The following is a 13,478-nucleotide window of genomic DNA, read 5'->3' as shown; positions in this document are numbered from 1 at the left end:
CCGGACGGACCAGCGCGGATGTCAGGGTGCGGATCATGGATGTGCTCACCGACTCCCGCGAAGAGCCGGTGGGCGACCTCGAACCCGGCGTCGGACTCTCGCGGGCGGCGCGGGTGCGGGTGTTGCTCGCCGCCGCGCTCGGTCCCCTGGTCACCGGCTACGCCGCGGTCGCGACCGTGCTGACGCTCGTCACGCTCACCGCCGAGCGCACCGTCTTCTCCGGCATCGGCGTGCTGCTGGCCGCCGGCCCCGGCTGGCTCGCCGCGCACCAGGTGCGCCTCGACATCGGCGGGCACCCGCTCGGCGTGCTGCCGCTGCTGCCCACGCTGGGCGCACTCGCGCTGGCGGCGCGGACGGCGTCCGGTGCCGTGCAGCGCCTGGGGTGCCGCTCACCGCGCGAAGCGCTGCCGGTGTTCGGCACGGTCACCGGCGCGCACGCCGTGTTCGGCCTGGTCATCGCGTTGTGCGCGCAGGGCTCCCCGGTGACGGCGAACCCGCTGGTCGCCTTTGCCGTGCCGGGTCTGCTCGCCGGGCTGGCGTCGGCGGCGGGCATCATCTGGCGCTGCGGGCTGCCGGACGCCGTCGCCGAACGCCTCGACCCCCTGGCCGTGCGCGGGCTGAAGGCCGGCGCCCTGGCCCTCGCGGTGCTCGTGGCCTGCGGCGCCGCCGTGTTCACCGTCGCGACCGCGCTGTCCTGGCGGACGGTCGCCGACATCTACGAGCCCGCGTTCGGCAGCAGCTTCGGCCTGTTCCTGCTTTCCGTGCTGTACCTGCCGAACGCCGTGACGGCCGCGCTCTCGTTCGTCACCGGGCCCGGCTTCTCGATCGGCGACCTGAACGTCGGGATGTTCGGCTACCGCGGTGGCGCCGTGCCCGGCGTGCCGCTGCTCGGCGGCCTGCCCGAACACCACTCGGCGTGGTGGCCCGCGCTGCTGGTGCTGCCCGCGGCGACCGGCGTGCTGATCGGCTGGACGCTGCGCAAGGCCGACGCCGACCCGGCGCAGCGCATCCGCACGGTCGCGGTGGCCGGCACGGTCGTCGCGCTCGGCTGCCTCGCACTGGGCACGCTGTCCGGCGGCCGGCTCGGCGACGGTCCGTTCGACCCGGTGAGCGTGCCGGTCGGGGTCGCCTCGGTCGTCACGTTCTGCTGGATCGTCATCCCGGGCTCCTTCACGGCGTTCTTCACGGGCGAGCACGAGCCGCCCGCGCCGCCTGAAGCCCTCGAAGACAACGAAGCCTTCGAGGACGCCGAAGACGTCGACGCCGAGGAAGCGGCCGAAGCCGTCGAAGAGCTCGAAGCGTCCGAAGAGGACGAAGAAGAACCCGAAGAAGAACCCGAAGAGTCTCCCGAGGACGCGGAGCTCGAAGCCGAGGCCGACGCCGAACTGGGCCTCGAAGACGAGCCGGTCGAGGACGAAGCTGTGACCGGAGGCACCGAGACCTGCGGCGACGTCGAGCCGGACGAGACCGACCGTTAGGGTTGACGTGACCTGGTGAAGCGCCGTGCGCCCGGCTGCGCACCGCCCGCGGCAAGGAGCCCGCTCTGTCTCAACGGTTGGAGCTGCCCACTCCGGTGAAGCTCGTCGTGCTCGCGTCGGGCTCCGGCACCCTCCTGCAGGCGGTGCTGGACGCCACCGGCCGGTCCGGCTTCCCGGCCAAGGTCGTCGCCGTCGGCGCCGACCGCACCGGCATCGAGGCGCTGACCCGCGCCGAGCGCGTGAGCGTCCCGTCGTTCACCGTCCGCGTCGCCGACCACCCCGACCGCGCCGCCTGGGACAAGGCGCTGACCGAGGCCGTCGCCGCGTACGAGCCCGACCTGGTCGTCTCCGCCGGGTTCATGAAGATCCTCGGCGAGCAGTTCCTCGGCCGCTTCACGGTCGTCAACACCCACCCGGCGCTGCTCCCGTCCTTCCCCGGGATGCACGCGGTGCGCGACGCGCTCGAGGCCGGTGTCAAGGTCACCGGCTCGACCGTGCACTTCGCGGACGCCGGGGTCGACACCGGGCCGATCATCGCCCAGGAAGCGGTCGTCGTGGAGCACGACGACACCGAAGACGTCCTGCACGAACGGATCAAGGCCGTCGAGCGCAGGCTGCTGGTGGAAACGATCGAGCGACTCGGCCGCGGTGGCTGCACCGTGGACGGACGAAAGGTGACATTTCGTGAGCACTGACCTGGGACGGCGCCCGGTCCGCCGGGCGCTGATCGGCGTCTCGGACAAGGCGGGCCTGCTGGACCTCGCGACCGGCCTGCACGCGGCCGGCGTCGAGATCGTCTCCACCGGCGGCACGGCGAAGGTCATCGCCGACGCGGGTGTCCCGGTCACGCCGGTCGAAGACGTCACCGGCTTCCCCGAGTCGCTCGACGGCCGCGTCAAGACACTGCACCCGCGCGTGCACGCCGGCCTGCTCGCCGACCAGGGCAACCCCGACCACGTCGAGCAGCTGCGCAAGCTGGACATCGCGGCGTTCGACCTGCTGGTCGTGAACCTGTACCCGTTCGAGCAGACCGTCGCGTCCGGCGCGAGCGTCGAGGACTGCGTCGAGAACATCGACATCGGCGGCCCGGCGATGGTCCGCGCGGCGGCGAAGAACCACGGCAGCGTCGCGGTCGTCGTCGACCCGGCCCGCTACGCGTGGGTGCTCGAGCGCGTCGCCGACGGCGGCTTCGACTTCGACGACCGCAAGCGCCTCGCCGCGCAGGCGTACGCGCACACGGCGTCCTACGACATCGCCGTCGCGTCCTGGTTCTCGAACGTCTACGCGCCCGCGGACGACTCCGGCTTCCCCGAGTTCTCCGGCGTCAGCTGGGAGCGCGGCGAGGTGCTGCGCTACGGCGAGAACCCGCACCAGAAGGCCGCGCTCTACAAGGGACACCGGGCCGGCCTGGCCCACGCCGAGCAGCTGCACGGCAAGGCCATGTCCTACAACAACTACGTCGACACCGACGCCGCCCGCCGCGCCGCGTTCGACTTCGCCGAGCCCGCCGTCGCGATCATCAAGCACGCCAACCCGTGCGGCATCGCGGTCGGCACGGACGTCGCCGAGGCGCACCGCAAGGCGCACGCCTGCGACCCGGTCTCGGCCTACGGCGGCGTCATCGCGACGAACCGGCCGGTCAGCCGCGAGGCCGCCGAGCAGATCGCCGAGGTGTTCACCGAGGTCGTGCTGGCGCCGGACTTCGACGCCGAAGCGCTGGAGATCCTGCAGCGCAAGAAGAACATCCGGCTGCTGAAGCTGCCCGAGACCGCGCAGGCGCCGATCGAGTTCCGCCAGATCTCCGGCGGCGTGCTCGTCCAGACCGTCGACGCGATCGACGCGCCGGGCGACGACCCGGCGTCGTGGACGCTGGCCACCGGCACCGCGGCCGACGAGCAGACCCTGCGCGACCTCGAGTTCGCGTGGCGCTCGCTGCGCGCGGTGAAGTCGAACGCGATCCTGCTCGCCGCGGACGGCGCGACCGTCGGCGTCGGCATGGGCCAGGTCAACCGCGTCGACTCCTCGCGGCTCGCGGTTTCGCGCGCGGGTGACCGGGCCAAGGGCTCGGTCGGCGCGTCGGACGCGTTCTTCCCGTTCCCGGACGGCCTGGAGGTGCTGGTCGAGGCGGGCGTGCGCGCGATCGTGCAGCCCGGTGGCTCGGTCCGCGACGCCGAGGTGATCGCGGCCGCCGAGAAGGCGGGCGTCACGATGTACCTGACGGGCACGCGCCACTTCGCGCACTGACCCCGGCTTCGCTTCGAGAGGGAGGGCTCGATGCAGCAACCGCCGCAGTACGGCTACGGCCAAGGCCGGCAGGGGTACCCGGGTCCGCCCGGGTACCCGCCGCCCGGCTACGACCCGCCGATGCCGCCCCCGAAGAAGAAGCGCACGGGGCTGATCTTCGCGATCATCGGCGTCGTCGTCGTGCTGCTCGGCGCGGGCATCCCGCTCGGCATCTTCGCGAAGGACTACTTCAAGAGCACCGGCGCGGCACCGGCTTCGACGCCGGTGCCCGCCGAGTGCCAGGTGCCGCCCCAGGCGCTGGCGAAGGCAGGTTTCCCGAGCTTCGCCGCCGGCGGTCCGGGCACGGCCGACGTTCCCGGGCTGAAGCAGGTCAACTGCAGCTGGAAGCCGGGGCCGGACGAGAACGTCCGCGACGCCACCCTGAGCGTCCGGATCACCGCGTACTCCGGCGAGAACGCGCGCGAGCAGGCGAACACCCTGTTCCAGCCGCGGGACCCGGCCCTGCCGCCGACGGGCGTCCAGGGGATCGGGGACAAGGCGGCGCTGGTCCGCCTGGTCACCAAGAGCGCGTTCAGCGGCTCCGAACTGCACGTGCTCACGGGCACGACGGTCGTCATCGTCGAGGTGTCCGGCTGGGACAAGGGCTTCTTCTCCAACTCGCCGATGCCGCAGCAGGAAACCGACGACGCGGTGAAGACGGTCGGCACCGAGGTCGTCAAGCGCCTGGGCTAGGAGCGGAAGAGCGCGTAAACCACCTCGTCGCGCCAGCTCCCGCCGCGCCAGGTGACCTCGCGCATCACGCCTTCGCGGTGGAACCCGGCCCGCTCCAGCGTTTTCTGCTCGGCGACGTTCTCGCCGTCGGTGAACGCCTCCAGCCGGTGGGCGCGGGTGACCGAAAACAGGTACGTGACGAGCAGCCGGTGCGCGGCCGTGCCGAGGCCGCGGCCGCGGTGCTCCGGCAGCAGCGTCAGGCCGATTTCCCAGCAGCCGCCCGCCGGTCCGCCGCGGTCGGCCGCCTCCCAGCTCGCCAGGCCGGCGACGACCTCGCCGGCCGTCACGGCCAGGGCCGAGTCGTGCGCGCCGAGGTAACCGTCTTCGGCCCAGCGGCGGCGGCGCGCCCGCGGGTCGGTGAAGCCGGTCCACTGGTGCGGGCCCAGCACCGCCGGGTCGGTCGAGAACCGGTCCAGGACCGGCAGGTCCTCCTCGCGGAAGGGGCGCAGCGCGACCTCGTTCACGCGGGTGCGGGCAGCGTCTTGCAGAGCGCCACGGGGAACTTCGGCTCGGCCGCCCGGATCTCCGCGCAACCGGCCGACTTGACCTGCGCGAACGCCGTCCACCCGGTGTCGCTCCAGCGGAACACGGAGCGGGCGGGCGGGGCGGCCTGGTGCGGCGCCAGGTCGAGGACCAGCCAGCCCGGGTCGCAGGCGCGGGTCGTGCCCGCGCTTTCGGCGCCCGTCGCGGACACGGCGGCGCCGATCCACGCCGGGTCGCAGTGGTCGGCGGGCGGGGCGCAGGTGCCCTGGGGCGCGCAGTGGCCCCAGCCGGCGCCGAGCTTGTGCCAGGCGTTCCCGTTGTCGCCGTTGAGGATCACGGTCCGGTCCGCGACCGGCTCGGCCGTCGTCAGCCGCAGCTCCGCGGGCACCTTGTCCTGGCAGCCACCCGACGCGGGCCGCGTCGAGTAGACGACGTCGGCGCGCACGTCCGTCTTCGACTCCACGACCTGCTCGATCCGCGGCTCCCGGACGCACCCGGGATCCTTGCCGGGCAAGGCGACCTGCACGAACAGGCTGACGTCGTCGGGGCCCGGGCGGATCCCGGTGACGTCGGCGCGGAACGAGCGCCACTCCGCGCCGATGGTCGTCGGCGCCGGGGCCGCGGCGTCGGCGCCGGGCACCCCGCCGCCGGCGGTGACCACCACGGCCACCACCGCGCCCGCCACGACCAGTGCCCCGGCGATCCACAGAACCGGTCCCTTGGCCATCGTCACCCCCCAGAAGTCCACCGGGCAATCTAGCCGAACCCACAGCGTCAGAAGGGCGGACCGAGTTTTTAGCGCTGTGTGACGTCCTTCTCGAGGTACACGGCGCCGGCGATGTGGCCGCCGGCCGCGGGCGCGTCGGTGAGCCGGTAGCCGGCGCGCTGGTAGAGCGTGATGTTGCGGGTGCTGCGGGCCCCTGTGAACAGCGCGAACCGGCGGGCTTCGGCGGGCGCGTGCGACTCCGCGTGCGCCAGCAGCCGCCGGCCGAGCCCGCGCCCGGCCAGGTCCGGTGCGACCATCAGCCGGCCGATCTCCCAGCAGTCCCCTTCGAGCCGGGCGCGGACGGCGCCGACGAGGCGGTGCTCCTGCCGCAGGACCCACACCGACCAGGTCTTCGTCCAGTCGCGCACGTCTTCGAGGCTTTCGTGCAGCGCGGGGATGTCGAGGGTGCCGTTGAGGACGGCCTCCTGGACCCAGCAGCAGCGCTGCAGAACGAGCAGTTCGGCGCAGTCTTCGGGCCGGATTCCGGTGAGCTCCACGCGGGTCTGTCTAGCGATCGGGAGGTCGCCCGGGCAACTGCATTACCCCGCTTGTGGGTGACTTGACAGGTCCCGGGGTTCACGATTGACTGGTCTACGTCGAACAAGTGTTCGACGTAGAACCGCCGCCTTCCCCGCGGCGGACCAGAGCCGTCGGTCGTGTTTTTGGGAGAGGCCCGACCGCCGGCCCAGTCCGTGGTGGGGAGGTGCGTGCGGTGACCGCTGTGGTGGAGCCGCCCGTGGCCCGGCTGGCGGCCCTGCCCGGGGTCAGCACGGCGAGCCGGGTCGCGGCCCAGGCCGGCCAGGCGCGGGCGACGGGAAGGGTGCTCCCGGTCGCCCCGGCGCTGGCCGGGCTGCTGCCCGCGGCCGGGCTGCGGCGGGGGAGCACGGTGGCCGTCCACGGGGCGACGTCACTGCTGCTCGCCCTGCTCGCCGAAGCCACCGCCGCCGGGTCGTGGGCGGCCGTGGTCGGCATGCCGTCGCTGGGGCTGGCGGCGGCGGCCGAGCACGGCGTCGACCTCGCCCGGGTGGCGTTGGTCCCACGTCCGGGCGCGGAGCTGCCGGCGGTGGTCGCGGCCCTCCTCGACGGCGTGGACGTGGTGGCGGTCCACGCGGGGGCGGTCCAGGCAGCCGTGGCGCGGCGGCTGTCGGCCCGCGCCCGGCACCGCGGCGCGGTCCTGCTGGCGTTCGGCGCCTGGCCGGGCGCGGACGTCGAGCTGTCCTGCCGCGTCGAGCCGTGGACGGGTCTCGAAGACGGGTACGGCCACCTCCAGGAGCGCCGGGTGACGGTCCGCGCCCACGGCCGCGGCGCGGCAGCCCGTCCGCTCACGGCGACCCTCCACCTCCCCGGCCCGTCCGGCGCCGCGGCTCCCGCCTCACCCCGCCTGACCCTCCGAACCGAGGCGACGGCATGAGCCCCTCCCGTCCAAAGTGGACCCCCACCCGCCTCCCAGCCCCACACCCAACCCCGTGTCGACTCGCTAATCACGCGAGTCGACCCTCCAGTCACGCGAGTCGGCTCGTTAATCACGCGCGTCGACTCTCTGGGCACGCGAGCCGACCCGGCCGGTACGCGTGTCGACCTGTTAATCACGCGAGCCGACTGGCCGGGCGGGCGAGCCACCCCTCGGCGTGTGCGAGCCGTCCCGGCTGGGAGGTCGCATGACCGTCCCCGCGCAGCGCAGTACTTCCGAGCAGCCCACCCGGATGCTCGTCCTCTGGTGCCCGGACTGGCCCGCCGTCGCCGCCGCGGCCGTGGGGCAGGTGCCCGTCACCGAACCGGCTGCCGTGTTCAGTGCCAACCGGGTCGTCGCGTGCAACGCCGTCGCGCGGAGCAACGGCGTTCGGCGGGGCATGCGGCGGCGGGAGGCGCAGGCGAACTGTCCGGACCTGGCCGTCTTCGCCGCCGACGACGGACGGGACGCGCGGCTCTTCGAGGCCGTCGCGCGGGCGGTCGAGGCGCTCGTCGTCGGGGTCGAGGTCGTGCGGCCGGGGCTCGTCGCCGTTCCCGTGGCCGGGGCCGCCGGGTACTTCGGTGGTGAGCACGCCCTCGTCGAGCGGCTCGTCGACGAGGTGTCGGCCGCCGCGGGCGTCGAGTGTCAGGTCGGTGTCGCCGAAGGGCTCTTCGCCGCGACGCTCGCCGCTCGGTGCGGGGAGTTCGTCGAACCCGGGCGCGTCGCCGAGTTCCTCGCGCCGCTGCCGGTCACCGAGCTCGACCAGCCCGGCGCCGACCGCACGGAGCTCGTCGATCTCCTGCGCCGGCTCGGGTTGCGGACGCTCGGCGCGTTCGCGGACCTGCCGGAGCGCGACGTCGCCAACCGCTTCGGCGCCGCCGGGCTGCTGGCCCACCGGCTGGCGCGGGGACGCTCGGAACGTCCGCCGCTGCGCCGTCGCCCACCACCGGAACTGACGCTGGCCGAGGAGTTCGACCCGGTCGTCGAGCGGGTCGACGTCGCGGCGTTCCTCGCCAAGGGCCTCGCGACGCGGTTCTGCGCCGCCCTCGCCGGCCATGGCCTGGCCTGCACCCGGCTCGGGATCTACGCGGTCACGGAAGACGGCGAACACCTCGGGCGCGCGTGGCGTTGCGCGGAACCCTTGACGCCCGCCGGGGTCGCCGACCGCGTGCGCTGGCAGTTCGAAGGCTGGCTGCGCGCAGCCCCGGGGCAGCGCCCGACGTCCGGCGTGGTGCGGCTGCGGCTCGAACCCGAGGAGACCGTCGAAGGGCGGTCGCTGCAGCTCGACCTGTGGCAGAACGGCGGTTCGGAGGAGGACGACGAGCGCGCGGCGCGGGCGTTCGTGCGGGTCCAGGGCCTGCTCGGCCCCGAAGGTGTGGTGACACCGCTGCTCGACGGCGGCCGCGACCCGGCGGGCCGCGTCCGCCTGGTGCCGTGGGGCGACCCGCGCGAGCGGACGACCCCGCCGGACGCGACCTGGCCGGGACGCTTGCCGGCGCCGTCCCCGGCGACGGTCCTCGACCGCCCGGTGCCGGCCCAGGTCTTCGACGCCACCGGCCGGCCGGTGGGCATCACCCCGCGCGAGCAGGTCACGGCGCCGCCGCACGGGCTGAGCATCACGGGCGGCCCGTCGAGGGCGGTCGTGGGATGGGCGGGCCCGTGGCCGCTGGCGGCCGACCGCCGAAGACCCGGCCCGCGGCGGGCGCGGCTGCAGCTGCTGCTCGCGGGCGAGGCGGACGACCCGCCCGAGGCGGTGCTGGTGCACTGCGCGGGCACGGAAAATCCACTGTGGACGGTCGAGGGAGTGTACGACTGAGCATGGACGAGGACTACGCACGCAAGCTCCGCGCCTGGCTGCGCGCCGAACCGGAGGCAGCACCCCGCCCAGCGGACGAGCGCGAATGGCTGCGGGAGATCCCGGAGCCAGGCCCCGCCGAGGGCAGGTGGACGCCCGGCCAACGGCTCCCGGAACCCGGCACCGGCGATGAGCGACCAACCGCCGACCGGGATCCGCAGACCGGCTCCGAGAAGTGGTCGGTGTGGGGACAGCTACCGGAAGCCGACCTCGACGAAGAGTGGGTCTGTCCGGTGATCGACCTCCCGATCCCACGCGTCTCCGACGAAAACGGCTGCCGCATGAGCGATGCCGAAGCCCGCAGTCGCTGGAACCACCCCTCCAACTGGCATCGGCGACGCCGCGCGGCCGCCGATGAACACCGCGACGGGAACCGCTGAATGGGCTGGAACAACCCGCCCGTGCGCTGGAAGGACCTCGCCCGCACCCTGGCCGGCGGGGTTCCTCCCGGCGACCACGGTGACAGCCCCGCCTGGGGGCGGCGGCGCGAGGCCTACCAGCGGCCGGACGACGTCCTCACGCGGCGCAACGACGATGGTGGCGAGACCGTCCGCGTCCCCTACGCCGAGCTGCACTGCCACTCCAACTTCAGCTTCCTCGACGGTGCCAGCCATCCCGAGGAGCTCGTCGAAGAGGCGGCGCGCCTGCAGCTCGACGCCATCGCCCTCACCGATCACGACGGGATGTACGGCGTCGTCCGCTTTGCCGAGGCCGCGCGGGAACTCGGCGTCAACACCGTCTTCGGGACCGAGCTCAGCTTCGGGCTGAGCGGCCCGCAGAACGGCTTCGCCGACCCCGAAGGCGAGCACCTCCTGCTGCTCGCGCGCGGCGACCAGGGCTACCGGGCCCTCTGCCGCGCCATCACCGCCGGGCAGATCCACCGGGACGCCGAAAAGGGCAAGCCGATCTACGACCTCGGTGCGGTGGCCGAGGAGGTCGCCGGGCAGTGCGTCGTCCTCACCGGGTGCCGCAAGGGCGCGGTGCGCTCCGCGCTCGTCACGAAGGGCCCGAGTGCTGCCGCCGAGGCGCTGGGGAACCTCGTCGAGCGCTTCGGCCGTGACAACGTCTACGTCGAGCTCACCGACCACCGCCAGCCGCTCGACAGCACGCACAACGACCTCCTGACGAAGCTCGCCGAAGAGATGCACCTGCCCACCGTCGCCACCACGGCGGCGCACTACGCCCGGCCGGAACGCGCCCCGCTCGCCGACGCGCTCGCCGCCATCCGGGCCCGGCGGGGGATCGACGACCTCGAAGGCTGGCTGCCCGCGGCCGGGACGGCGTTCCTGCGCAGCGGCGCCGAAATGGACGTCCTGTTCCGGCGCTACCCCGGCGCCGTCCGGCGTTCGGCCCTGCTGGGCATGGAATGCTCGTTCCCGCTCAAGCTCATCGCGCCCAAGCTGCCGCCCTTCGACGTCCCCGACGGCCACACCGAGGCAACCTACCTGCGGAAGCTGACCGAGAAGGGCGCGGCGGAGCGGTTCAGCGGCAAAGACCACGAAGACAAGGCGAACGAACAGATCGAGCACGAGCTCGCGATCATCGAAGACCTCGGTTTCCCCGGCTACTTCCTGATCGTCTGGGACATCGTCCGGTTCTGCAACGAGAACAAAATCCTGTGCCAGGGCCGCGGCTCGGCCGCGAACTCGGCCGTCTGCTACGCGCTCGGCATCACAAAGGTCGACTCGGTGGCCAACAAGCTGCTGTTCGAGCGCTTCCTCGCCCCGGACCGCGACGGCTACCCGGACATCGACCTCGACATCGAGTCCGACCGCCGCGAGGAGGCCATCCAGTACGTCTTCGAGAAGCACGGCCGCCTCCGAACGGCCCAGGTCGCGAACGTGATCACCTACCGCGCCCGGTCCGCGGTCCGCGACGCCGCCCGCGCGCTCGGCTATTCGCCCGGTCAGCAGGACGCCTGGAGCAAGCAGATCGACCGCTGGGGTTCCCTGCGCACCACCGAAAAGGACCACGACCACGACATCCCGGACGAGGTGGTGCAGCTCGCGTTCGCGCTCGAGGACTTCCCGCGCCACCTCGGCATCCACTCCGGCGGGATGGTCATGTGCGAGGAGCCGGTGAGCCAGGTCGTGCCGGTCGAGTGGGCGCGGATGGCCGACCGCAGCGTCATCCAGTGGGAGAAGGAGGACTGCGCGGCCGCCGGGCTCGTCAAGTTCGACCTGCTCGGGCTCGGCATGCTCTCGGCGCTGCACTACATGCTCGACCTCGTCGAAGAGTACAAGGGCGAGAAGATCGACCTCGCCGAGCTGGACCTCACCGACCAGAACATCTACGGCATGCTCTGCCGCGCCGACGCGGTCGGCGTGTTCCAGGTCGAAAGCCGGGCGCAGCTGGCGACGCTGCCGAGGCTGCGGCCCACGGAGTTCTACGACCTCGCGGTCGAGGTCGCGCTGATCCGGCCCGGTCCGATCCAGGGCGGCTCGGTGCACCCGTACATCCGCCGCAAGCAGGGGATCGAGGAGTGGGACTACGACCACCCGTTGCTGAAAAACGCGCTGCACAAAACGAAAGGCGTGCCGCTGTTCCAGGAGCAGATGATGCAGATCGCCCTGGACGTCGCGAACTTCACCGCGGCGGAGGCCGACCAGCTGCGGCACGCGATGGGGTCGAAGCGATCGGACCGCAAGATGGAACGGCTGCGGCAGCGCTTCCTCGAAGGCGCCATCGCGAACGGCGTCGAAGAGGAGCTCGCCGGGAAGATCTTCCTGAAGCTCAAGGCGTTCGCGAACTTCGGCTTCCCGGAGAGCCACGCGCTGAGCTTCGCGCACCTCGTGTTTTCCAGTGCCTACTTCAAGTTCTACCACCCGGACGCGTTCCTGGCGGGCCTGCTTCGCGCGCAGCCGATGGGGTTCTACTCACCGCAGTCGCTGGTCGCCGACGCGCGGCGCCACGGCGTCACCGTGCACGGCCCGGACATCAACCGCAGCCTGCCGCACGCCACCCTCGAGGCGGGCGCCGGGAAGGTCCACGACGTGCGCACCGGGCTGAGCACCGTCCGGCTGATCGGCGAGGACCTCGCGAAGGCGATCGTCGCGGAAAGGCTGGCGAACGGCGACTACACCGACATGGCCGACGTCGCCCGCCGCGTGCGGCTGACCACGCCGCAGATCGAGGCGCTGGCGACGGCCGGTGCGTTCGCCGGCTTCGGCGGCGACCGGCGGCAGGCGCTGTGGACCGCGGGCGCGGTCGCCGGGGAACGCCCGGAGAAGCTGCCGGGCCTGGTCGGCGGGCAGGCCCCGGTGTTGCCGGGGATGGACGGCCTCGACGTCGCGGCGGCGGACGTGTGGGCGACCGGGGTGTCGCCGGGCAGCTACCCGACCGAGTTCATCCGAAACAGCCTCGACGCGATGGGTGTCGTCCCGGCGAGCGGTCTGGCCGAGCTCGAAGACGGCGCGCGGGTGCTGGTCGGCGGCGCGGTCACGCACCGGCAGCGCCCCGCGACCGCGGGCGGCGTCACCTTCCTCAACCTCGAGGACGAGACGGGGATGGTGAACGTGATCTGCACGCTCGGTCTGTGGCAGCGCTACCACCGCGTCGCGCGCGCCAGTTCGGCGCTGCTGGTCCGCGGCGTGCTGGAGAAGGCCGACGGCGTGGTGAGCGTGCTCGCCCACCGCGTCGAGGCGCTGCCGATGCGGATCAAGGCGAAGTCGCGGGACTTCCAGTGAGCGGGCGCCGCGCGATCGTGACGATCTCCGGGCTTTCGGACGTCACCGGCGTGCGGTCCCAGTAGCCGTATTGCTCGTCGACGACCAAGCCGGCGTCCTCGATGAACGCGTTCAGCGCAGGGACGTCGAGGAACCGCAGCGTGCTTTCGCTGTACTGCGGTGCGTCCCAGCTCGGGCTTTCGTACGTGGTCTTGAAGGTGACGTACCCGTTCTCGAACGGCCCGGCGTCGTTCCACGACCGCACGTCGCCGGCTTTCCAAACGTGCGCAGGCGTCCAGCGTTCCCAACCGCGAGCCGCCGGGTTGCGCGTTTCGAAGCCGAACCGGCCGCCGGGTTTCAAGGCCCGCCGGACCGCCGCGAACGCCGTCCGCAGCTCGTCGTCGGTCAGCAGCACCTGGAACGCGTGCCCGGTCATCACGGCGAAGTCGAACTCGCTCTCCCAAGCCACGGTCGACAAATCGCCGTGCACCCACTCGACGTCGTCGCGGCGGCGGGCCTGGAGGAGCATGCCCTCGGCGGGGTCGAGCCCGACGAGCCGTCCGCGGTGGCCGGACTCGCGCGCCCAGTGCAGCAGCGACCCGGTGCCGCAGCCGACGTCGAGCACCGACTCCGCGGCCATGATCACCGGCAGGTAGAACTCGAAGTCGCCGGAGCTCTCCCGCGGGTTGAAGGCGTCGTACAGCGACGCGAGGTACGGGTCGACGTAGTCGTGGTCGGGCACGGCGTCACCGTAGCCAGCCGGCCC

General features: G+C 72.9%; 12 protein-coding genes. 8 read left to right on the top strand and 4 right to left on the bottom strand.

Annotated elements, in window-relative coordinates; translation table 11 throughout:
* Positions 1-26: 26 nt before the first annotated feature.
* From ACWEN0_RS24885 to ACWEN0_RS24870, 4 genes are all read left to right on the top strand, one after another.
* Entirely contained in the window at positions 27-1,478 is a 1,452-nt protein-coding gene (locus ACWEN0_RS24885; RefSeq protein ID WP_451977927.1) for a cell division protein PerM, read from the top strand.
* Between the two features lie 77 nt (positions 1,479-1,555).
* Positions 1,556-2,173: a phosphoribosylglycinamide formyltransferase gene (purN, locus tag ACWEN0_RS24880; protein WP_451977924.1), complete on the top strand. Its 618-nt coding sequence runs from the start codon at positions 1,556-1,558 to the stop codon at positions 2,171-2,173.
* A complete protein-coding gene (gene purH, locus ACWEN0_RS24875) occupies positions 2,163-3,722 on the top strand; it encodes a bifunctional phosphoribosylaminoimidazolecarboxamide formyltransferase/IMP cyclohydrolase (protein ID WP_451977921.1) in 1,560 nt (519 codons plus the stop codon). The genes purN and purH overlap by 11 nt, the downstream gene beginning before the upstream one ends.
* 30 nt (positions 3,723-3,752) lie before the next feature.
* The gene (locus ACWEN0_RS24870; RefSeq protein WP_451977918.1) at positions 3,753-4,454 is read left to right on the top strand and encodes a hypothetical protein; all 702 of its coding nucleotides are present in this window, start codon (positions 3,753-3,755) and stop codon (positions 4,452-4,454) included.
* Here ACWEN0_RS24870 and ACWEN0_RS24865 read toward each other — a convergent pair.
* Genes ACWEN0_RS24865 through ACWEN0_RS24855 form a run of 3 tightly spaced genes read right to left on the bottom strand, consistent with a single transcriptional unit; the run spans position 4,451 to position 6,239 of the window.
* Complete coding sequence (locus ACWEN0_RS24865; RefSeq protein WP_451977915.1) at positions 4,451-4,957, bottom strand: GNAT family N-acetyltransferase; 507 nt, start codon at positions 4,955-4,957, stop codon at positions 4,451-4,453. The two genes, ACWEN0_RS24870 and ACWEN0_RS24865, sit on opposite strands and share 4 nt — an antisense overlap.
* Complete coding sequence (locus tag ACWEN0_RS24860) at positions 4,954-5,724, bottom strand: hypothetical protein (RefSeq protein ID WP_451977911.1); 771 nt, start codon at positions 5,722-5,724, stop codon at positions 4,954-4,956. Before ACWEN0_RS24860 ends, ACWEN0_RS24865 begins: the two co-directional genes overlap by 4 nt.
* A gap of 47 nt (positions 5,725-5,771) precedes the next feature.
* Positions 5,772-6,239, bottom strand: a complete 468-nt coding sequence (locus ACWEN0_RS24855) for a GNAT family N-acetyltransferase (protein ID WP_451977908.1) — start codon at positions 6,237-6,239, stop codon at positions 5,772-5,774.
* A 215-nt stretch (positions 6,240-6,454) separates the two neighbouring features.
* Here ACWEN0_RS24855 and ACWEN0_RS24850 point away from each other — a divergent pair, with 215 nt between their 5' ends.
* From ACWEN0_RS24850 to ACWEN0_RS24835, 4 genes are all read left to right on the top strand, one after another.
* The gene (locus tag ACWEN0_RS24850; protein ID WP_451977905.1) at positions 6,455-7,153 is read left to right on the top strand and encodes a hypothetical protein; all 699 of its coding nucleotides are present in this window, start codon (positions 6,455-6,457) and stop codon (positions 7,151-7,153) included.
* Positions 7,154-7,400: 247 nt separating this feature from the next.
* Entirely contained in the window at positions 7,401-9,008 is a 1,608-nt protein-coding gene (locus tag ACWEN0_RS24845) for a DNA polymerase Y family protein (protein ID WP_451977902.1), read from the top strand.
* Positions 9,009-9,010: 2 nt separating this feature from the next.
* Entirely contained in the window at positions 9,011-9,427 is a 417-nt protein-coding gene (locus ACWEN0_RS24840) for a hypothetical protein (RefSeq protein ID WP_451977899.1), read from the top strand.
* The gene (locus ACWEN0_RS24835; RefSeq protein ID WP_451977896.1) at positions 9,428-12,733 is read left to right on the top strand and encodes an error-prone DNA polymerase; all 3,306 of its coding nucleotides are present in this window, start codon (positions 9,428-9,430) and stop codon (positions 12,731-12,733) included.
* On the opposite strand, the gene ACWEN0_RS24830 is transcribed toward ACWEN0_RS24835, so the two are convergent.
* Positions 12,705-13,454, bottom strand: coding sequence for a class I SAM-dependent methyltransferase (locus ACWEN0_RS24830; protein ID WP_451977893.1), 750 nt, complete (start codon positions 13,452-13,454; stop codon positions 12,705-12,707). The two genes, ACWEN0_RS24835 and ACWEN0_RS24830, sit on opposite strands and share 29 nt — an antisense overlap.
* Positions 13,455-13,478: the final 24 nt, after the last annotated feature.

It is taken from the genome of Amycolatopsis sp. NPDC004378 (assembly GCF_053602455.1).
Note: the sequence above shows the minus strand (reverse complement) of the source record. Positions and strands in the feature narration are given on the sequence as shown.